This is a genomic window from Kosakonia oryzendophytica, from assembly GCF_900094925.1.
GTDB classification, from domain to species: Bacteria; Pseudomonadota; Gammaproteobacteria; order Enterobacterales; family Enterobacteriaceae; genus Kosakonia; species Kosakonia oryzendophytica.
Window position 1 is genome coordinate 53,073 of the sequence record NZ_FMAY01000007.1, and the last position, 21,053, is coordinate 74,125.

21 protein-coding genes are annotated in these 21,053 nt (G+C 54.2%); 13 read left to right on the forward strand and 8 right to left on the reverse strand.

The annotated features are described in order from the left end of the window. Positions 1-81: 81 nt before the first annotated feature. Complete coding sequence (locus GA0061071_RS13230) at positions 82-729, reverse strand: CPBP family intramembrane glutamic endopeptidase (RefSeq protein WP_061494359.1); 648 nt, start codon at positions 727-729, stop codon at positions 82-84. 277 nt (positions 730-1,006) lie between these two features. Here GA0061071_RS13230 and flhB point away from each other — a divergent pair, with 277 nt between their 5' ends. The 5 genes from flhB (at position 1,007) to bglB (ending at position 7,666) form a co-directional block, all read left to right on the forward strand. After that, a complete protein-coding gene (gene flhB, locus GA0061071_RS13235) occupies positions 1,007-2,158 on the forward strand; it encodes a flagellar biosynthesis protein FlhB (protein WP_134318000.1) in 1,152 nt (383 codons plus the stop codon). Next, a complete protein-coding gene (flhA, locus tag GA0061071_RS13240) occupies positions 2,151-4,229 on the forward strand; it encodes a flagellar biosynthesis protein FlhA (protein ID WP_061496731.1) in 2,079 nt (692 codons plus the stop codon). The genes flhB and flhA overlap by 8 nt, the downstream gene beginning before the upstream one ends. After that, positions 4,229-4,639 (forward strand): flagellar protein FlhE, encoded by a 411-nt coding sequence (gene flhE, locus GA0061071_RS13245; protein ID WP_061496730.1) that lies wholly within the window; start codon positions 4,229-4,231, stop codon positions 4,637-4,639. Before flhA ends, flhE begins: the two co-directional genes overlap by 1 nt. A 299-nt stretch (positions 4,640-4,938) precedes the next feature. After that, positions 4,939-6,516 (forward strand): MFS transporter, encoded by a 1,578-nt coding sequence (locus GA0061071_RS13250; protein ID WP_061496729.1) that lies wholly within the window; start codon positions 4,939-4,941, stop codon positions 6,514-6,516. Positions 6,517-6,526: 10 nt separating this feature from the next. Continuing rightward, on the forward strand, positions 6,527-7,666 hold the full coding sequence (gene bglB, locus GA0061071_RS13255) for a beta-galactosidase BglB (RefSeq protein WP_088237949.1): 1,140 nt from the start codon (positions 6,527-6,529) through the stop codon (positions 7,664-7,666). 111 nt (positions 7,667-7,777) lie between these two features. On the opposite strand, the gene argS is transcribed toward bglB, so the two are convergent. Continuing rightward, positions 7,778-9,511: an arginine--tRNA ligase gene (gene argS / locus GA0061071_RS13260; RefSeq protein WP_088237948.1), complete on the reverse strand. Its 1,734-nt coding sequence runs from the start codon at positions 9,509-9,511 to the stop codon at positions 7,778-7,780. 146 nt (positions 9,512-9,657) lie between these two features. On the opposite strand from argS, the gene GA0061071_RS13265 reads away from it, so the two are divergent. Together GA0061071_RS13265 and cutC are read left to right on the forward strand one after the other, a co-directional pair. Continuing rightward, positions 9,658-10,218: a VOC family protein gene (locus GA0061071_RS13265; protein WP_061496724.1), complete on the forward strand. Its 561-nt coding sequence runs from the start codon at positions 9,658-9,660 to the stop codon at positions 10,216-10,218. 77 nt (positions 10,219-10,295) lie between these two features. After that, positions 10,296-11,039 (forward strand): copper homeostasis protein CutC, encoded by a 744-nt coding sequence (gene cutC, locus GA0061071_RS13270; RefSeq protein WP_061496722.1) that lies wholly within the window; start codon positions 10,296-10,298, stop codon positions 11,037-11,039. 85 nt (positions 11,040-11,124) lie between these two features. On the opposite strand, the gene cmoB is transcribed toward cutC, so the two are convergent. The 5 genes from cmoB to GA0061071_RS13295 are packed head-to-tail and all read right to left on the reverse strand — an operon-like array spanning position 11,125 to position 14,701. Then, a complete protein-coding gene (gene cmoB, locus GA0061071_RS13275; protein WP_061496720.1) occupies positions 11,125-12,096 on the reverse strand; it encodes a tRNA 5-methoxyuridine(34)/uridine 5-oxyacetic acid(34) synthase CmoB in 972 nt (323 codons plus the stop codon). After that, entirely contained in the window at positions 12,093-12,833 is a 741-nt protein-coding gene (cmoA, locus tag GA0061071_RS13280; RefSeq protein WP_088237947.1) for a carboxy-S-adenosyl-L-methionine synthase CmoA, read from the reverse strand. Before cmoA ends, cmoB begins: the two co-directional genes overlap by 4 nt. 39 nt (positions 12,834-12,872) lie before the next feature. Next, positions 12,873-13,268, reverse strand: coding sequence for an MAPEG family protein (locus GA0061071_RS13285; protein WP_061496717.1), 396 nt, complete (start codon positions 13,266-13,268; stop codon positions 12,873-12,875). Between the two features lie 51 nt (positions 13,269-13,319). Beyond that, positions 13,320-14,138 carry a DUF72 domain-containing protein gene (locus GA0061071_RS13290; RefSeq protein ID WP_088237946.1) on the reverse strand — a complete coding sequence of 273 codons (819 nt, stop codon included), beginning with the start codon at positions 14,136-14,138 and terminating at the stop codon, positions 13,320-13,322. Then, complete coding sequence (locus GA0061071_RS13295; RefSeq protein WP_061496713.1) at positions 14,135-14,701, reverse strand: hydrolase; 567 nt, start codon at positions 14,699-14,701, stop codon at positions 14,135-14,137. The genes GA0061071_RS13290 and GA0061071_RS13295 overlap by 4 nt, the downstream gene beginning before the upstream one ends. A gap of 266 nt (positions 14,702-14,967) precedes the next feature. Between GA0061071_RS13295 and aspS the strand changes: the two genes are divergently transcribed. From aspS to ruvC, 4 genes are read left to right on the forward strand one after another with little or no spacing between them, the layout of a single operon-like run. Beyond that, the gene (gene aspS, locus GA0061071_RS13300) at positions 14,968-16,746 is read left to right on the forward strand and encodes an aspartate--tRNA ligase (protein ID WP_061496711.1); all 1,779 of its coding nucleotides are present in this window, start codon (positions 14,968-14,970) and stop codon (positions 16,744-16,746) included. Between the two features lies 1 nt (position 16,747). Then, positions 16,748-17,191, forward strand: coding sequence for a dihydroneopterin triphosphate diphosphatase (gene nudB, locus GA0061071_RS13305; RefSeq protein ID WP_061496709.1), 444 nt, complete (start codon positions 16,748-16,750; stop codon positions 17,189-17,191). A gap of 26 nt (positions 17,192-17,217) precedes the next feature. After that, positions 17,218-17,958: a YebC/PmpR family DNA-binding transcriptional regulator gene (locus tag GA0061071_RS13310; RefSeq protein ID WP_045511314.1), complete on the forward strand. Its 741-nt coding sequence runs from the start codon at positions 17,218-17,220 to the stop codon at positions 17,956-17,958. Between the two features lie 34 nt (positions 17,959-17,992). After that, positions 17,993-18,514 carry a crossover junction endodeoxyribonuclease RuvC gene (ruvC, locus tag GA0061071_RS13315; RefSeq protein WP_061496707.1) on the forward strand — a complete coding sequence of 174 codons (522 nt, stop codon included), beginning with the start codon at positions 17,993-17,995 and terminating at the stop codon, positions 18,512-18,514. A gap of 25 nt (positions 18,515-18,539) precedes the next feature. On the opposite strand, the gene GA0061071_RS13320 is transcribed toward ruvC, so the two are convergent. Next, the gene (locus GA0061071_RS13320) at positions 18,540-19,358 is read right to left on the reverse strand and encodes a helix-turn-helix transcriptional regulator (protein ID WP_088237945.1); all 819 of its coding nucleotides are present in this window, start codon (positions 19,356-19,358) and stop codon (positions 18,540-18,542) included. Between the two features lie 95 nt (positions 19,359-19,453). Here GA0061071_RS13320 and GA0061071_RS13325 point away from each other — a divergent pair, with 95 nt between their 5' ends. Together GA0061071_RS13325 and ruvA are read left to right on the forward strand one after the other, a co-directional pair. Beyond that, positions 19,454-20,335, forward strand: a complete 882-nt coding sequence (locus GA0061071_RS13325; protein ID WP_088237944.1) for an SDR family oxidoreductase — start codon at positions 19,454-19,456, stop codon at positions 20,333-20,335. 99 nt (positions 20,336-20,434) lie between these two features. Continuing rightward, positions 20,435-21,046, forward strand: a complete 612-nt coding sequence (gene ruvA / locus GA0061071_RS13330; RefSeq protein WP_088237943.1) for a Holliday junction branch migration protein RuvA — start codon at positions 20,435-20,437, stop codon at positions 21,044-21,046. Positions 21,047-21,053 lie beyond the last annotated feature (7 nt).

Genomic DNA, 21,053 nt, shown 5'->3' on the forward strand with positions numbered 1-21,053 from the left:
TGTGGCGCAAAGGATTTTCTGTCGATTAGCTGAAAATGGCGCAATTCTATTGGGTGGGAAGGGTGAAACCTTCCCACTTTTTTATGAAAGATACAACGCGAATGTTGCACCCAGATTAGCCAGCGCATGTAGGATTACGGGCACAATCAGTCCGCCGGTACCGATGCGTACCACACACATTACCGCAGAGAAACTGAACAGATAGACAAAATTGACGGGTGTCTGATATTGCATATGAATAGCGGCAAACAGAGCCGAGACCAACACAATACCCAGTTGTTGCGGTATTTTCCCCCATCCCAAAAAAGCATTGAGTAAAAAACCGCGAAAGATAATCTCTTCACTCACAGGTGCAGCCAAACAGGCCGTTACCACCCATGTCCAGCGAACAAATCCCGAATAGCTGTGAAGTGACTCGAGCCACGGTTCCGGTTGCGAGAAGAACGTCTCCAGAAAGAATAACGTGAGCAGACCCAATAGGGGGACTGCAACGTTTCGTAACGTGACAGAACCCAATGGCAGTAACTTATATTGACGGTGGTAGTAACGCCAGAGTAGCAACGCACATGGCAGTAGCAGAGCGCAGTGAAGAAAGGAGTCAGCCATGCCCACACGATATAGCGCCGGGTAGCCAGGAATAAAAATAGCGAAATAGAACAGGCAGTAATAAATAACAAACGCTGCAATGCACATGGAACTGTGCGTAATTCTGTCAAACTGGCCGTGCATAAGTACGGTACATCCCTGATAAATAAAAAGAGGGACAGTATAAAGGATAGTGATAGCGTTCCTGTTAAGAGCGCAATAATCAGAAGATACAGAGAGGAGATTTTTTTTAGTCAGGATATTAGGCTGTCTGTTCGGGTTTGGTCCTCGTTTTGGAATGCGTGTTCCTTATTTTTGTCTCAAATGGCGAAAACCCCCCGTTTTTATGCCTTACTCTGCCCATTAGACCGTATTGACTCTGGCATTATGTCATCAAACCTGTAACCCCTGGATGTACGCCGTGGCCTCTGAAGACAGCGACGACAAAACAGAAGCCCCCACAGCGCACCGACTAGAGAAGGCGCGCGAAGAAGGGCAGATCCCCCGATCCAAAGAGCTGACATCCGTGCTTATTATGTTGGCCGGTATCTGCATTCTGTGGTTTGGCGGGGAAGCATTTGGTCGTCGGTTGTCGATCATGCTCTCCACCGGGTTACGTTTTGATCACCATATCGTCAATGACCAGAATCTGATCCTCGGGCAAATTATCATCATGCTGAAAAACGCATTGATAGCCTTGTTGCCGCTGTTGACCGGCGTCGTGATCATAGCGTTAGTTGCGCCGGTAATGCTCGGGGGGTTGGTATTCAGCACCAAATCACTGGCGTTTCAGTTTTCTAAACTGAACCCGTTAAGCGGTATTAAGCGCTTGTTCTCTGCGCAGGTCGGGGCTGAGCTTGTGAAAGCGTTGATGAAGGCGCTGTTTATGGGCGGCGTGGCGGGCATGTTTCTCTGGCAACACTGGCCGGACATGATGCGCCTGATGAGCGAGTCGCCGTTTAAAGCGATGGCCAGCGCTCTTAACCTGACCGGATTGTGCGCATTACTGGTGGCGTTGAGCATTATCCCGATGGTGGGATTTGACGTCTTCTGGCAGATCTACAGTCATTTGAAAAAACTGCGCATGTCCCGTCAGGATATCCGCGACGAATTTAAACAGAGTGAAGGCGACCCGCATGTGAAGGGCCGTATTCGCCAGATGCAGCGTGCGGCGGCGCGCCGCCGGATGATGGCCGATGTGCCAAAAGCCGACGTGATTGTTACCAACCCGACGCACTACGCCGTGGCGTTGCAGTATGACGAGAATAAAATGAGCGCGCCTAAAGTGGTGGCGAAAGGGCAGGGTCTGGTGGCATTACGCATTCGCGAACTGGGCACTGAAAATCGCGTACCCATTTTGGAAGCACCGCCGCTGGCGCGCGCACTCTATCGCCACGCTGAGATCGGTCAGCAAATCCCCGGTCAGCTCTATGCGGCGGTTGCCGAAGTGCTGGCGTGGGTATGGCAGTTGAAACGCTGGCGTTTGTCAGGCGGACAACGACCCGTTAAACCTGAGAATCTTCCGGTGCCAGAGGCGCTGGACTTTTTGAACGAGAAGGACACTGATGGCTAATCTGGTAGCAATGCTGCGTCTGCCCAGCAATCTGAAATCGACCCAATGGCAGATCCTTGCCGGGCCGGTGCTCATCATGCTTATTCTGTCGATGATGGTGCTGCCGCTGCCAGCGTTTGTCCTCGACCTGCTGTTTACCTTTAACATCGCGCTGTCGATCATGGTGTTGTTGGTGGCCATGTTCACCCAGCGTACCCTGGAATTCGCCGCGTTCCCGACCATCCTGCTGTTCACAACCTTGCTACGCCTGGCGCTGAACGTTGCATCGACCCGTATCATTCTGATGGAAGGGCATACCGGTTCTGCAGCAGCAGGGCGAGTGGTAGAAGCTTTCGGCCACTTCCTTGTTGGCGGTAACTTCGCTATCGGTATTGTGGTGTTTGTGATCCTCGTCATCATCAACTTCATGGTTATCACCAAGGGTGCCGGACGTATCGCTGAAGTGGGCGCGCGTTTCGTGCTCGACGGGATGCCGGGTAAACAGATGGCGATCGACGCGGACCTTAACGCCGGGATCATTGGTGAAGATGAAGCAAAACGCCGCCGTTCAGAAGTGACGCAAGAAGCGGACTTCTACGGTTCAATGGACGGTGCGAGTAAATTTGTTCGCGGGGATGCCGTCGCCGGTATCCTGATTATGGTGATCAACATCATCGGTGGTCTGCTGGTAGGGGTTTTGCAGCATGGCCTGTCGATGGGCGACGCGGCTGAAAGTTATACCCTTCTGACCATCGGTGATGGCCTGGTTGCGCAGATCCCTGCGCTGGTTATCTCCACGGCAGCGGGCGTTATTGTCACACGCGTCAGCACTGATGAAGACGTCGGCCAGCAAATGGTGGGGCAACTCTTCTCTAACCCGCGCGTAATGATGCTGAGTGCAGGTGTACTGGGTCTGTTAGGCCTGGTGCCCGGCATGCCGAACCTTGTGTTCTTGCTGTTTACCGGTGCGTTGCTCGGCCTTGCCTGGTGGTTGCGTGGTAAAGAACAGAAAGCGCCAGTAGAGGCCGCGCCGGTCAAATTACCAGAAAACACGCAAGCGGTGGAAGCCACCTGGAGCGATGTACAGCTTGAAGACTCGCTGGGTATGGAGGTCGGCTATCGTCTGATACCGATGGTAGACTTCCAACAGGATGGTGAATTGCTGGGACGTATTCGCAGTATTCGTAAGAAATTCGCGCAGGACATGGGCTTTCTGCCGCCAGTGGTGCATATCCGCGACAATATGGATTTACCACCGGCCCGTTATCGTATTCTGATGAAAGGGGTTGAAATCGGTAGCGGTGAGGCGTATCCGGGCCGCTGGCTGGCGATTAACCCAGGCACCGCAGCCGGCACGTTGCCCGGCGAACAGACCGTCGACCCTGCTTTTGGCCTGGCAGCTATCTGGATCGAGAGTGCGCTGAAAGAGCAGGCGCAGATCCAGGGCTTTACGGTGGTCGAAGCCAGTACCGTGGTAGCGACGCACCTCAACCATTTAATTGGTCAGTTTTCATCGGAATTGTTTGGCCGCCAGGAAGCACAACAGTTGCTTGACCGTGTAAGCCAGGAAATGCCGAAGCTGACCGAGGATCTGGTGCCGGGTGTGATCACGCTGACCACTCTGCATAAAGTGCTGCAAAACCTGCTTGCCGAGAAAGTGGCTATTCGCGATATGCGTACGATTCTGGAAACGCTGGCAGAGCACGCGCCGGTGCAGAACGATCCGCACGAACTAACTTCTGTGGTGCGCGTGGCGCTGGGTCGGGCTATCACCCAACAGTGGTTCCCGGGTAATGATGAAGTTCAGGTGATTGGTCTTGATACGCCGCTGGAGCGTTTGCTATTACAAGCCCTTCAGGGCGGTGGCGGCCTGGAGCCAGGACTGGCCGACCGTCTGCTCGAACAGACTCAGGAAGCGCTGGTACGCCAGGAAATGTTGGGCGCGCCGCCGGTGCTGCTGGTTAACCATGCGTTGCGTCCGTTGCTGGCCCGCTTCTTACGTCGCAGCCTGCCACAACTGGTTGTGTTGTCGAATATGGAAATGTCGGATAACCGCAATATTCGTATGACGGCTACTATCGGAGGGAAGTAATGCGTTATCTCGCCTGGTTAATTGCGTTACCGTTGTTTGCTCACGCTGTCGGAGAAGGCGCGTGGCAGGCCAGCAGTATTGGCATTACGCTGAATAATCGTGGTGTGTCCGCCTCTTCAGCGCCGCTGGCTTCATCACAACCGGTGAATGGATTAATGACGCTGGTTGCCTGGCGTTATGAACTCAATGGGCCGACCCCGGCGGGCTTAGTCGTTCGCCTCTGTTCTCAAACACGTTGTGTTGAACTTGATGGTCAGAATGGGACTACCACCGGCTTTACCGGTGTTCCGGCTATTGAACCTCTGCGTTTTGTCTGGGAAGTCCCGGGTGGCGGGCGCCTGATACCTGCGTTGCAAGTACAGAGTAATCAGGTGATCGTCAATTACCGCCAACCTGCCAATAACGGGTAACCGTTTCGTTGTTAACTTGCGCAATCAGTTAGTCTTTTTCGCCGCTTAAATCCTGCCGTCTGGCAGGATTTTGCTGTCGACATCTCATTTTTGACCCCCTCTTTTGAAGCAAGAGAAACGCTGTTTTATAAATCAGTGAAGCGTGTAATGGCTCTCTTTGCATTTTTGCCAGGGCCGCCCGTTTACTGGCAGAAACAGAAAGGTTTCCCATGGCGCATCCTCTTACTTTAGCCGTGTAAGCATTTCCTTTGGCCAGCCGTAATGCCAGGGGTCCCCAATAATGAATAGGGTTGACGGCAATGAAAACACGAAAAATTGGATTGGCTAATTACCTCGCCTACGGTTCAGGCGACTTTCTGGGGGCGGGTACGACCGCGTTGACCGCAGCATGGTTACTTTATTTCTACACAACCTTCTGTGGCCTGACGCCTATCGAAGCGACATTTATCTTTGCAGCCGCGAGGGTGCTGGATGCTGTCGTCAGTCCGCTGATGGGCTTTTTAACCGATAACTTCGGCACGACCTGGCTGGGTAAACGCTTTGGTCGTCGTAAGTTCTTTATCCTGCTCGGTATTCCCTGCGTTTTCAGCTATTCGATGATGTGGATAGGGGAGATGAGTTTCTGGTATTACCTGCTGACCTATCTGTTGTTCGATGTGGTTTACACCATGATTCTGGTGCCGTACGAAACGCTGGTACCGGAAATGACGGATGACTTTAAACAGAAAACTAAATTCTCCGGGGCGCGCATTTCTATGGCGCAAATGTCGGCGATTCTGGCCTCTTTCCTGCCTGGAGTTCTGCTGACACACTTCGGTAAAGAAAACCCGATCTCCTTCTTCTATGCAAGCCTGGTGTTCTCGGTACTGTGCGCATTGATGCTGACGTTTGTCTGGTGTTTCACCTGGGAACGCCCGCGTGAAGAGTGGACCGAAGCGGCTCTGCGTGCAGAGGAAGAGAAAAAGAGCCTCACCCTGGGGCAGAGTCTGCGCCGCCTGTTTGTTGAACTTAGTTCAACGCTGCGTATTAAAATTTTCCGTCAGCACCTCGGTATGTACCTCGGTGGTTATATCGCACAAGACGTATTTAACGCGGTGTTCACCTATTACGTGGTGTTTGTGCTGATGCAAGAAGCCTCTCTCGCGTCTAACCTGCTTGGCACGATGGCAATTTTCCAGTTTATCGCTGTTATCGCCATGATCCCGCTGTGCATCCGTTTCGGGCCTGCGCCGTCGTACCGTATGGTTGTGGTGTTGTTTGGTCTGAGTGCTGCCTCTTACGGCATCCTTTATTGGGCGGGATTAAGCGACATTTACGCGTTACTGCTGCTGGTTTCTGCCGTTGCGGGTCTGGGCCGGGGCGGCATCAACTATGTTCCGTGGAATACCTACACCTACATCGCCGATATTGACGAAGTGGTAACCGGCCAGCGTCGCGAAGGTATTTTCGCCGGCATTATGACCCTGACACGCAAAGCCTCGCAGGCGGGTGCGGTGATGCTGGTAGGGATTGTGATGCAGGCGTCGGGCTTTGTTTCCGGGCAAAAAACGCAGGTACCGGAAGTGAGCCATACCATCCTGATGATCATGTGCTTTGGCACCATTGCGGTGCTGTGCTGCGGCTTCCTTGTCTCGCTGCGCTTTAAGCTGAACCTGAAAACGCACAGCGTGTTGCGCGAAGAGACGGCCAAAATGCGCCAAAGCGGTCGCGCAATGCCAGAAAGCATCACGCCACAGGCACGTGAAACCGTGGAGATGCTGGCGGGTATGCCATACGAATCGCTGTGGGGCAATAACAATATCGGCTACCTGAATCGGAATAAACCAGCCGCACCCTCCCTGAAGAAAGGCGCGTCACTGAAATCGACTTATAACTGAGGTGAGAAATATGAAGGTTTGGCCTGTCAAACACAGTCCGTTATTGCGTCAGCCAGAGCGGTTTATCGCCCGTGATGAACTGAAGGCATTGATTCGCAAGATCACGCATAACCTCGTGAATATACATGATAACACCGGCGAGTTTTTATTGCGGCTCGACGATGGGCGTGTGATTGATACCAAAGGCTGGGCTGGCTGGGAGTGGACTCATGGTGTCGGTTTGTACGGCATGTATCAGTATTATCGCCAGACAGGGGATGAAACCGTCCGTGAGCTGATTGATAACTGGTTCGCCGAGCGCTTTGCTGAAGGTGCTACCACGAAGAACGTCAACACCATGGCCCCCTTTCTGACGCTGGCGTATCGCTATGAGGAAACCGGCAACCCGAGCTATCTGCCATGGCTTGAAAGCTGGGCTGAGTGGGCGATGTATGAGATGCCACGCACTGAGCATGGCGGTATGCAGCACATCACACTGGCGGAGGAAAACCACCAGCAGATGTGGGACGACACCCTGATGATGACGGTCCTGCCGCTGGCAAAAATCGGTAAGCTGCTTAACCGGGCAGAGTATGTTGAGGAAGCGGTATATCAGTTCCTGCTCCATGTGCAGAACCTGATGGACAGAGAAACCGGCTTGTGGTTTCACGGCTGGAATTACGACGGGCAGCACAACTTCGCCCGCGCCCGCTGGGCGCGCGGCAATAGCTGGCTGACTATTGTGATCCCGGATTTCCTCGAACTGGTGGATCTGCCGGAAAATAACGCGGTACGCCGCTATCTGGTGCAGGTGCTGAATGCGCAGATCGCTGCCCTTGCCAGCTGCCAGCACGAGAGTGGGTTGTGGCACACGCTGTTGGATGATGCCGACTCTTATCTGGAGGCCTCCGCTACCGCCGGGTTTGCGTACGGCATACTAAAAGCGTTGCGTAAGCGCTATATCAGCGCGGATTACGCGGAAGTGGCAGAGAAAGCAGTGAAGGCAATTGTGGGTCACATTTCGCCGGAAGGGGAGTTGTTGCAGGTATCGTTTGGTACCGGGATGGGCAGTAATCTGGCGTTTTATCGCCAGATCCCACTGACTTCCATGCCGTATGGTCAGGCGATGGCGATGCTCTGTTTGACGGAGTATTTGCGCAAATATTTCTGACAATACGGCAAAAGAAAAACCCCGGAACGCCGGGGTTTTTTATACCTGACAATGAGGACAAATGCGATTGTGCAGGGCGGGTAACGTGTGTCAGCCACCCGGCATTAGCGCTTACATACGCTCGACAGTCTCGATCCCCAGCGTATCCAGACCCAGCTTCAGCGTTTTCGCGGTCAGCAGGGCCAGTTTCAGGCGGCTAAGGCGGATTTCGTCGCTGTCCGCGCTGAGGATCGGGCAATGCTCATAGAAACCGGAGAACAGACCTGCAAGATCATACAGATAAGCACACATTACATGCGGTGTGCCTTCGCGCGCAACCACGCTCAGGGTTTCTTCAAACTGCAACAGACGTGCGGCCAGCTGTGATTCACGCTCTTCGCTAATCATCACCGGGGCGTTTTCCAGCACGCTCTCTTCAATGCCCGCTTTGCGGAACACAGACAACACACGGGTGTATGCATATTGCATATAAGGCGCGGTGTTGCCTTCGAAGGCCAGCATATTGTCCCAATCAAACACGTAGTCAGTGGTACGGTTTTTCGACAGATCGGCATATTTCACGGCGCCAATACCGACAGCATTCGCCAGTTTTTCCAGCTCATCGGCAGGCATATCCGGATTTTTCTCCGCCACCAGGCGACGGGCGCGCTCCAGCGCTTCATCGAGCAGATCGGCAAGTTTAACCGTGCCGCCCGCGCGGGTTTTGAACGGTTTGCCATCTTTGCCCAGCATCATGCCGAACATATGGTGCTCCAGCGGAACGGAATCCGGCACATAGCCTGCTTTGCGGACAATCGTCCACGCCTGCATCAGGTGTTGGTGCTGGCGGGAGTCGATGTAATAGAGCACGCGATCGGCATGCAGCGTTTCATAACGGTACTTGGCGCAGGCGATATCCGTGGTGGTGTAAAGGTAGCCGCCATCTTTTTTCTGAATGATGACGCCCATCGGCTCGCCTTCTTTATTCTGGTACTCGTTGAGGAATACCACCGTCGCACCTTCACTCTCTACCGCCAGGCCTTTTGCTCGCAGATCGGCAACAATACCTGGCAGCATCGGGTTATACAGACTTTCACCCATCACATCTTTACGGGTCAGGGTGACGTTTAAGCGTTCATAGGTTTTCTGGTTCTGACTCATGGTGATGTCAACCAGCTTGCGCCACATTTCGCGGCAGTACTCGTCGCCGCCCTGCAGTTTCACCACATATCCGCGCGCGCGTTCGGCAAAGGCGGCATCTTCGTCATAATGCTTTTTGGCTTCACGGTAGAAGCCCTCCAGGTCGGCCAACGCCATTTCACCCGCATTTTCCTGCTGTTGCAGCTCCAGGTAGGCGATCAGCATACCGAACTGGGTACCCCAGTCGCCGACGTGGTTCGCGCGAATCACGTTATGACCGAGAAATTCAAGCGTACGTACGGATGCATCACCGATAATGGTGGAACGCAGGTGACCAACGTGCATCTCTTTTGCCACGTTCGGTGCAGAGTAATCGATAACGATGGTTTGTGGCTGCGGACGAGTGACGCCCAGACGATCCGATGCCAGCGCCAGGGTGACCTGCTGCGCAAGAAATTCCGGCGCAAGAAAAATATTGATAAAACCAGGACCGGCAATTTCAACTTTGCTGGCAATCCCGTCCAGAGAGAGGTGCGTCAGGACCTGCTCGGCCAGTTGTCGCGGCGCCATGCCCAGTTTTTTTGCAACTGCCATCACGCCATTAGCCTGATAGTCGCCAAACTGAACTTTTGCGGACTGACGTACCTGCGCTTCGCAATCTGCGGGGGCGCCTGCAGCAATCATGGCCTGACTGACTTTTTCTGAGAGAAGAGCCTGAATATTCACCGGGATACCTTACATTTAGGACGCCGCGTAACAGGGGCGGCGTCCGGGTGTTTAATAAAGGCGGGAGTATACTGCAAATGCCCGGTGGCGTCAGCACTGCATAACACGGTAGATTATGCGCTTTGTGATGACTTACGGGCACTGTTATGAGTAATTGGCAAACTATCGAAGAGTTGCAGGATATCGTGGAAGATTTGCCGCGTTTCACTGACGACTTGCAGAAATTTACTACCCGTCTTGGACTGAATATTGCACCATTAAACGCCGACCATATTTCGCTACGTTGTCATCAAAATACCACCGCAGAGCGCTGGCGGCGCGGTTTTGAACGGTGTGGTGAACTGCTCTCGGAGAACAGGATTAATGGTCGACCGATTTGCCTGTTTAAACTGCATGAACCGCTGTGTGTTGCGCACTGGCAATTCACCGTCATTGAGCTGCCATGGCCAGGTGAAAAACGGTATCCCCACGAAGGCTGGGAACATATCGAGATCGTATTGCCGGGGGCGCCGGAGACATTGAATGCGCGCGCGCTGGCGCTTTTGGCGGACGAAGGCCTGAGCCAGCCGGGGGTGTCAGTAAAAACCAGTTCACCCAAAGGCGAGCGTGAGCGTCTGCCAAACCCAACGCTGGCGGTGACAGATGGCAGGGTGACGGTGAAATTTCACCCCTGGACGATTGAAGACATCGTCGCCAGCGAGGGGTGACACACCGCCTGTGAAGGTGAGCAAAAACCGACTGAACGAAACAAGCCACAAGCCATGATAAAGAAAAGGGAGGAGTGATGAGCATACTGGAAATTTGTTGTTATGGCGTCGAAGACGCGGTAATCGCTCAGCAGTCCGGTGCAGATCGCATTGAATTTTGCGCAGCACCGAAAGAAGGGGGCTTAACCCCGTCCTATGGCGCGCTGAGAAGCATTCGCCAGGCGGTGACGATTCCGGTGCATCCGATAGTGCGCCCGCGCGGCGGTGATTTTTGCTATCGCAAAGATGAATTTGCCACCATGCTTGATGATATTCACTTTCTCCATAAGCTCGGCTTTCCCGGCCTGGTCACCGGTATTCTTAATGAGGACGGCGATGTTGATTTGGCGCGAATGCGTGACGTGATGAGCGCGGCGCAGGGAATGGCGGTTACTTTTCATCGGGCTTTCGATATGTGCGCCGATCCTGTGCAAGCCCTTGATTCATTAGCGGAGTTAGGCGTTTCGCGCATTCTGACGTCAGGGCAACAGGCGTCGGCGGAAAAAGGACTTTCATTAATCAGGGAACTTAATGCCCGGTCCGGTGTTCCAATCATTATGGCAGGCGCAGGTGTGCGCCCGGATAACCTCTCACTGTTCCTTTCTGCAGGCGTAAAAGAGGTGCATAGCTCGGCAGGCAATTGGACAGCGTCGCCGATGCGTTATCGCAATAAGGGGTTGTCGATGTCTTCAGATGCCAGTGCGGATGAATATGCCCGCTATGGCGTTGACGGAAATACAGTGGCGTTGATGAAGCAGATGATGGTTGCTTATCACCCCTGAAACCAGTTTTTACCGCGCATCATGTCGCCCAATGTGATGTTTGCTTGTACCAGGCCCCTGCCATTAACAGGGGCCTTTTTTTATCTTACGGTTTACGGGCAATCAGCACAGCACGCAGTGGCGCGGGATAGCCTTCAATGGTTTTTGTGGTGTCTGTCGGGTCGAGGAAATCCGCCAGCGACTCGCTGGTCATCCATGACGTGCGCCGTTGCTCGTTGCTACTGGTAACACTCATATCGACGATACGCACATCGACAAAACCGCATTTCTCCAGCCAGTTTTTCAGCGCCAACGCGGAAGGAATAAAATAGACGTTGCGCATCTGCGCATAGCGATCGCCTGGCACCAGAACGGCATGTTCATCACCTTCGATCACCAGTGTTTCCAGCACCAGTTCACCCTCTTTAACCAGTTGATCTTTTAACTGCCACAGATGTTCCAGCGGTGAGCGGCGATGATAGAGCACACCCATCGAAAAGACGGTGTCAAAGGCATTGAGCGCCGGTAGTTGTTCGATTCCCAGTGGCAACAAATGGGCGCGGCGATCGTCGCCCAGTAACTTACGCACGGCTTCGAATTGACACAAAAAAAGCTGTGTCGGATCAATCCCAACCGCGAGCTGCGCGCCTGCGCCAATCATGCGCCACAGGTGATAACCGCTACCGCATCCAACATCGAGGATTGTGCGCCCGGTCAAATCAGAGAGATGCGGCAGAACACGTTCCCACTTCCAGTCGGAACGCCATTCGGTATCGATATCAATACCGTAGAGTGAAAAGGGTCCTTTACGCCATGGCATCAGATTGCGCAGCAGGGTTTCCATCCCTTTCAGTTGCCCCGCACTCAGCGGTTCAGCGCTGGACGCACTTACGCCATGAACCAAATCCAGTTCCGCTGGTGTGATAAGAGGCAAAAACTCAACAGCGTTGTTCCACTGTTTAAACTGTCCGTGCAGTGCTTCACGTTGCCAGGCGGAGAGTTGGGCGGGCAGGGTATCCAGCCAGTGAGCTAAGGGGCCCACGGCAATTTGCTGATAAAAACGACCAAACTCAATCATTCAGCATCCGCCTTCAGGGCTACCAGAGAGCCAAAGTTAAAGCACTGGAACCACAGCTCGCTGTGTTCAAAACCGGCGGCGCGCAGACGGGCTTTATGCGTTTCAACGGAATCCGTTAACATGACGTTTTCCAGCATGCTGCGTTTCTGACTGATTTCCAGCTCGCTGTAACCGTTCGCACGTTTGAAGTCATGGTGCATGTTGAATAACAGTTCGCCGACGACGCTGTCTTCAAAACTGAATTTCTCCGACAGTACCAACGCGCCACCGGGGTTCAGCCCTTGGTGGATCTTCTTCAATAGCGCCAGACGATCGTCGGGTTCGAGAAATTGCAGGGTAAAATTGAGCACGACCATTGAGGCGTTTTCGATGGGAACATCGCGGATATCGCCTTCAATAACGCTAACCGGCGTTGGGGCTTTATAAGCATCGATGTGGCGGCGGCAACGTTCAACCATCGCCGGGGAGTTGTCCACCGCGATAATTTTGCACGCCGGGTGTGCAATGTTACGGCGCACGGAGAGCGTAGCGGCGCCCAGCGAACATCCCAGATCGTAGACCTGCGTAGCGGGCTGCACGAAGCGCTCCGCCAGCATGCCGATCATCGAAATAATATTGGAGTAACCCGGTACGGAACGCTGGATCATATCCGGGAAGACTTCGGCTACCCGTTCATCAAAAGTCCAGTCACCCAGGCTGGCGATAGGCGCGGAAAAAAGCGTGTCGCGGTGAGACATAGTGTAAATATCCGGGAAAACAAAGGGGCGTATTGTGCGCTAATGCAGGGAGAAAACCAACTCCCAGGGCATATACCACAGGTTTGCCAGCACCATCAGCACCAGCGAACACCAGGTGGCACTCATGCCGGAACGACGCCAGCGAAACAGCCGATGATAGTAGCCGTAATAATGCATCAGGCGACCTGCGATCAGCAGCAACCCGCAAACATGAACCATCCAGGTTTGCGCGCCGTCCATCTCCATAAAGAGCAGCAGGATGAGCGCAATGGGTATGTATTCTACCGCGTTGCCATGGATACGAATCGCGCTTTGTAGCTCGCTAAATCCGCCATCCCCATAGCTTACGCGATACTGCATACGCAGACGTACCACATCATATGAAAACTTCAGCAGCAACAACGCACCCAACACGGCATAAAGCGCGCTAACCATACTAACTCCCTTTAAGGCTTGGTGACCGCTTTACAATGATAGGGGGTTCAGTCAGAAAAGAGAAGATTGCCGGGGAATGGCGGGCGCGTCGCCAATGCAGGGCAGTACTGTATACAAATCCTGCCATAGCGTTTCTACCAGTTCCGGTGCCTGGGCAATATCCGGCGTGTGCAAAAAGAGATAGGGCGTGGTGGTTTGCTCCCAAAGCGGCAATTTACTGAGCCATACGGCAAACAATTCCCGGTTTTGTTGCATATTATCGCTGCCGATAAAACGCACCAGCGGGTTGTGAGCGGTGACCAGCGCATGTACCGGGACTTTGGGTTTTTTACGCTGTGCTTCTTTAATGGCTTCACTGTGTGCGACGGCGCTGTGCACTGGACGGCTATCCAGGATCACCCGATTAACGCCGCGGGCATGAAACCCCTGATTCAGCGCTTTTTCTTCCTCGCCTTTGGCAAAAAAAGTTGGATGCCGGACTTCAACACCATAAGTAAACGTTGGCGGCAAACTGTCAATAAAAGCCCACAGCGCAGGTAAATCCTGCGGTCCGAACGTGGCAGGCAACTGGATCCAGTACTGACCAATACGGTTTGCCAGCGGCGACAGGCGGGTAAAAAATTCCGTGGTCAGGTCGGCGCAGTTGCGCAGCGCCGCCTGGTGGGAAATGGTAGCAGGGAATTTAAAGCAGAAGCGAAAATCGTCGGTGGTTTGATCGCGCCAGCGGCTTACTACCTCTGCTTTGGGCAGAGCATAGAGCGTGGTATTGCCTTCGACGCAATTAAAATGCCGGGCATACTCTTCGAGACTGGTGATGCCAAGGCGCACCCATTCCGGGTGCGACCACTGCGGCAGGCCGATATAAATCATAATGCGTTGATGATCTCATCCGTGCTGCGAACACGGCCAATACGTGGAAAAATGTAAGTCATACTGCCTTGATGTTGTTCGTTACTGCCCGCGCTGCAAGCATCTTCTGCGATCACCAGCGAGAAGCCGAGCTCCCAGGCATTACGGGCGGTGGATTCGACGCCAATATTGGTCGAAATACCGCACAGCACAATGGTGTCAATGCCGCGACGGCGTAATTGCAACTCCAGGTCGGTACCGTAGAACGCGCCCCATTGGCGTTTTGTCACTTCGATGTCGCTCGCTTTTTTACCCAGCGCGACCGGGTAATCCCACCAGTTTGCAGGTAGAGCATGACCACCGACCGGAGCATCTACCGGCTGTTTCAGCGCTTCAGCGAAATCCACTGACCAGCCGACGCGCACCAGCACGACCGGCGCACTTTTGGCGCGAAATGTGTCCGCCAACGCAGCGGCACGTTGAACCACCTCCTGCGCCGTATGCGGGCCACCGGCGAAAGGCAGGATGCCTTCCTGCAAATCGATCACGACCAGCGCGGTTTTCTCAGCGTTGAGTTCCAGCATATTAACTCCTGAAAAATGAATGACGTCGGTAGCTACCTTACGCGTTGTGGCGTCGCGCGCGGTTTACAATTTTTGTTAAATTTTGTGAGAATGCGCAATAAGCGCGCAGCAAACGCGCGTACAGTCAGTCGCGGGCTTATCGTCAGGCAGAATTTCCAGTATAATAGCCCCCTTTTTTCATCCAGTTGTGACATACGAAAATAGCTGCTACCTAAGCACCTGCACCGCAGGTGACGGGTCGCACGCAGCTAATTAAGGGATATCTCATGCGTACAGTATATTGCGGGCAGCTCAATCAGTCCCATGTGGGACAGCAAGTAACGCTTTGTGGGTGGGTCAATCGTCGTCGTGACCTCGGTAGCCTTATCTTTATTGATATGCGCGATCGTGAAGGCATCGTGCAGGTGTTTTTCGACCCGGACCATCAGGATGCGTTCCAGCTCGCTTCCGAACTGCGTAATGAGTTCTGCATTCAGATTACCGGCACCGTACGCGCCCGTGATGCGAAAAACGTCAACAAAGATATGGCTACCGGCGAAGTGGAAGTGTTCGCGACTGCGCTGAACATTATCAACCGCGCTGAAGCCTTGCCGCTGGATTCCAACCACGTCAACACCGAAGAAGCGCGTCTGAAATACCGCTATCTCGATTTACGTCGTCCGGAAATGGCTCAGCGCCTGAAAACGCGTGCGAAAATCACCAGCTTTGTCCGTCGCTTTATGGATGACCACGGCTTCCTCGACATTGAAACCCCAATGCTGACCAAAGCCACGCCGGAAGGCGCGCGCGACTACCTCGTGCCAAGCCGTGTGCATAAAGGTAAATTCTACGCGTTGCCGCAGTCCCCGCAGTTGTTCAAACAGCTGCTGATGATGTCCGGTTTTGACCGCTACTATCAGATCGTAAAATGTTTCCGCGACGAAGACCTGCGTGCTGACCGTCAGCCGGAATTCACCCAGATTGATGTGGAAACCTCCTTCATGACCGCGCCGCAGGTGCGTGAAGTGATGGAAGCGATGGTACGTCAGCTGTGGCTGGAGATTAAAGGCGTGGATCTGGGTGATTTCCCGATCATGACCTTTGCTGAAGCCGAACGCCGTTACGGTTCCGATAAACCGGATCTGCGTAACCCGATGGAGCTGGTGGACGTTGCTGACCTGCTCAAAGACGTTGAGTTCAAAGTTTTCTCCGGCCCGGCCAACGACGCCAAAGGGCGTGTTGCTGCGCTGCGTGTGCCAGGCGGCGCACAGATCAGCCGTAAACAGATTGACGACTACGGCAAATTCATCGAAATCTACGGCGCGAAAGGTCTGGCCTATATTAAGGTCAATGAAGCAGCAAAAGGCCTGGAAGGCATCACCAGCCCGGTGGCGAAATTCCTCAACGCTGATATCGTCAGCGCGATCCTGACACGCACTGGCGCACAAGATGGCGATATGATTTTCTTTGGCGCGGACAACAAAAAAGTCGTTGCCGATGCGCTGGGCGCGCTGCGTCTGAAACTGGGTAAAGATCTGAACCTGACCGACGAAGCCAAATGGGCGCCGCTGTGGGTGATCGACTTCCCGATGTTTGAAGATGACGGTGAAGGCGGTCTGACGGCAATGCATCATCCGTTCACCTCGCCGAAAGACATGTCTGCCGCAGAGCTGAAAGCCGCGCCGGAAGATGCCGTTGCCAACGCCTACGATATGGTCATTAACGGTTATGAAGTGGGCGGTGGTTCGGTGCGTATTCACAACGGTGAAATGCAGCAGACCGTGTTTGGTATTCTGGGCATTAACGAGCAGGAACAGCGTGAGAAGTTTGGCTTCCTGCTGGACGCACTGAAATACGGTACACCGCCGCATGCTGGCCTGGCGTTTGGTCTGGATCGCCTGACCATGTTGCTGACCGGTACAGACAATATCCGCGACGTTATCGCTTTCCCGAAAACGACGGCAGCCGCCTGTCTGATGACTGAAGCACCGAGCTTCGCCAACCCGGCGGCACTGGCTGAATTGGGTATTGCGGTGTTGAAAAAAGAGTCTGCGGAGAACAAGTAACATGCCATTTAAGCATCCCGTTTCGGTGCTGGTCGTGATCTACGCACAGGATACGAAACGGGTGCTAATGCTGCAGCGACGCGACGATCCTGATTTCTGGCAGTCGGTTACCGGCAGCCTGGAAGCAGGGGAAACCGCGTTGCAGGCCGCCATGCGTGAAGTAAAGGAAGAGGTCGACATTGATATTGCTCTTGAGCAACTGACCTTAGTCGACTGTCAGCGCACGGTGGAGTATGAAATTTTTAGTCATTTACGTCATCGCTACGCACCGGGCATTACGCATAACAGCGAGTCCTGGTTTTGTCTCGCGTTGCCACACGAGCGGCAGATTGTTTTTAGCGAACATCTGGCCTACCGCTGGGTTGATGCGCCGCAAGCGGCTGCATTAACCAAGTCGTGGAGCAACCGGGAGGCGATTGAAGAGTTTGTAATTCATACCGCCTGATCGGGCGGTTTCTTGGAGAGTTTTTTATGGCAGGTCATAGTAAATGGGCCAACACCAAACACCGCAAAGCAGCACAGGATGCCAAGCGCGGTAAGATCTTCACCAAAATCATTCGTGAGCTGGTCACGGCAGCGCGTCTGGGCGGCGGCGATATCGGCTCCAACCCGCGTCTGCGCGCAGCAGTGGATAAAGCGCTGTCGAACAACATGACCCGCGACACCCTGAATCGCGCAATTGCACGCGGTGTCGGTGGCGATGACGATGCGAACATGGAAACCATCATTTACGAAGGTTACGGCCCTGGCGGCACCGCGGTGATGGTGGAGTGTCTGAGTGACAACCGTAACCGTACCGTTGCCGAAGTGCGTCATGCGTTCAGCAAATGCGGTGGTAACCTGGGCACCGACGGCTCTGTGGCTTACCTGTTCAGCAAAAAAGGGGTGATCTCTTTTGATGCTGGTGATGAAGACACCATTATGGAAGCGGCGCTGGAAGCCGGTGCAGAAGATGTGGTGACCTTTGATGACGGCGCAATTGACGTTTACACCGCGTGGGAAGAGATGGGTGCTGTGCGCGATGCGCTGGAAGCAGCCGGTCTGAAAGCCGACAACGCAGAAGTGTCTATGATCCCGTCCACCAAAGCGGACATGGACGCAGAAACGGCACCGAAACTACTGCGTCTGATCGACATGCTGGAAGATTGTGACGACGTGCAGGAAGTTTACCATAACGGTGAGATCTCAGATGAGGTCGCAGCGACGCTCTGATGTCGCTTAATCTGCATATAACCGGAGACGCATGATGGCGATTATTCTCGGTATTGACCCGGGGTCACGCGTCACCGGTTATGGTGTGATCCGCCAGACCGGGCGGCAGTTAACCTATCTTGGTAGCGGCTGTATCCGGACAAAAGTGGACGATTTACCGTCGCGCCTGAAGCTGATTTATGCAGGCGTGACGGAAATCATCACCCAGTTTCAGCCCGATTTTTTTGCTATCGAACAGGTATTCATGGCGAAAAATGCCGATTCGGCGCTCAAGCTGGGACAGGCACGCGGCGTGGCGATTGTTGCCGCGGTGAATCAGGCGTTACCGGTATTCGAATATGCCGCCCGTCAGGTGAAACAGACGGTGGTTGGCATTGGTAGCGCGGAAAAAAGTCAGGTGCAGCATATGGTGCGTACCTTGCTGAAACTTCCCGCTAACCCACAGGCGGATGCCGCCGATGCACTGGCGATCGCCATCACCCACTGCCATGTTAGCCAGAACGCCCTGCAAGTCAGCAGTTCCCGGCTTAACCTGGCGCGCGGAAGATTACGGTGAAAAGCGCCACATGCTGGCGCTTTTTTTATAACAGCGAACTGATTTTTTCCGCATCTTCCTCGGTTGAAGGGTTATAGACCACCATCGTCAGATCAGGTTGCCCCTCAACAGAAAAACTCGAGTACTCAAGCGACAGCCTGCCGACATGACCGTGCAGCAGGATCTTTGTCCCTTCCGCCATCCCCTCGATATCATTGCTCTGCCATAGCCGGGCAAACTCGGGTGAAGCGGCGCTCAGTTCCTCGACTAACGGGCGGATCTCAGCGGAAGCGCCGGCACGGGTTGCATCGGCGCGAAAGGCTGCCACCAGAAAACGCGTCAGCCCATGCCAGTCTGTTTGCATAGCGCGTACGTGAGGATTAAGAAACATGCGCCGCAAGATATTGCGCTGCTGTGGGGGGAGGGAGGGATAATCTGCCATCACCACAGTGGCCGCTTTATTCCAGGCCACCACATCCCAGGTGGCGTTACGGATCATCGCCGGGCTGAGCGGCATATGATCCAGCACCTTTTGCAGGCGTTCGCTTACGGTTCCGGTTGGGCTGTAATGCACGCCAGGCGCACGGCCCAGCCCGAGGTGAAACACATGTTCGCGCTCGCGCTCAGAGAGGCGTAGCGCCTGACAAATCCGTTCAAGTACTTCAGCAGAAGGCGTACCGCCACGCCCTTGCTCAAGCCATGTGTACCAGGTTGCGCTGATACAGGCCAGATGTGCCACTTCCTCCCGACGCAGCCCTGGCGTGCGCCTGCGCGTGGTGTGAAAACCCAGCGCGAGAGGATCGAGCTGCGCGCGGCGGGATTTCAGGTACTGACCGAGATCTTTCGGCTGAGTCACGCTTTGCATCCTGTTAGTCCTTATACCACGATAATGTCACTACTTTTCTCTGTTATGGATATTCATCAGGATAACTGCGCGAGTCAACATAAGGAGACACACGCATGCATGTTTTTCTGACGGGCGCGACCGGTTGGGTAGGCGCAACAGTGGCGGCGGAATTACTGGCCGCAGGGCACCAGGTGAGTGGACTGGCCCGGAATCCGGGTAAAGCGCAGGCGTTGCTGAACGCAGGGGGGAAGGCGGTATACGGGACGCTGGACGATCATCAACTGCTGTTTGATGCCGCAGCAAAGGCGGATGCGGTGATCCACACGGCTTTTAATCATGACTTCTCCCGTTTTGCGGATAACTGCGCGCAGGACCAGCATGCCATTGAGGTACTGGGTAACGCGTTACTGGGGAGTGAACGCCCGTTGCTGGTCACTTCCGGCTTTGCGAGGCTGGTCCAAGGGCGTCTGGCAACGGAAGACGATAAACCGGGCACGGGACCAGAATACCTGCGTCGTTCGGAACAAGCCGCACAGATGCTGGCTGAAAAAGGCGTACGCACCGCCAGCATTCGTCTCGCCCCAACGGTTCATGGCATTGGCGATCATGGTTTTGTGCCGAACCTGATTGCGCTGGCGAAAAAAACGGGTGTTGCCGCCTGGCCTGGGAACGGGGAAAACCGCTGGGCAGCAGTTCACCGGCTGGATGCGGCAAAGGTGTACCGGTTGGCGCTGGAAACGGGTGTCACACAGCCGGTTTACCATGCCGTGGCGGAAGAAGGGATCCCGATGCGCGACATTGCCATCGCAATAGGCAATATGCTTGGGGTTCCTGCGGAATCACGCGACGCGGAACACTTTGGATGGTTTGCCACCTTTGCTGCTACGGAAATGGCGGCGTCCAGCGAGCGCACCCGTAAAGTTCTGGGCTGGCAACCAGGGCAGCGTGATTTGCTTACGGATCTTGCAGACGCTGCATATTACGCGAATTCCTGAATCACCCTCGCGCTTTTCCTGTATATTCGGCTGGATATCTATCCAGCCTTTTTTTATGATACAGCATTACAACTTCAGCCCTTAGCGCAGGAGCGTCACGTGATAGGCAGACTCAGAGGCATTATTGTCGAAAAACAACCCCCGTTAGTGGTGCTGGAAGCAGGAGGGGTGGGGTATGAAGTCCATATGCCAATGACCTGTTTTTACGAGCTACCGGATGCCGGTAAAGAGGCCATTGTCTTTACCCATTTCGTGGTGCGTGAAGATGCGCAACTGCTGTTCGGCTTTAACAATAAACAGGAACGGACGCTGTTTCGCGAACTGATAAAAACCAACGGCGTCGGGCCGAAACTGGCGCTGGCGATCCTCTCCGGCATGTCGGCGCAGCAGTTTGTCAATGCGGTCGAGCGTGAAGATCCCGCGGCGCTGATCAAGTTGCCCGGTATTGGCAAGAAAACGGCTGAACGCCTGATTGTAGAGATGAAAGATCGCTTTAAAGGTCTGCATGGCGACCTGTTCACTCCTGCTGCTGATCTGGTGCTGGCTTCGCCTGCAAGCCCGGTATCGGACGATGCGGAGCAAGAAGCGGTTGCTGCGCTGGTGGCGCTGGGCTATAAACCACAGGAAGCCAGCCGGATGATCAGCAAAATCGCCCGTCCGGACGTAAACAGTGAAACCCTGATCCGTGAAGCGCTACGCGCAGCGTTGTGAGGTAGAG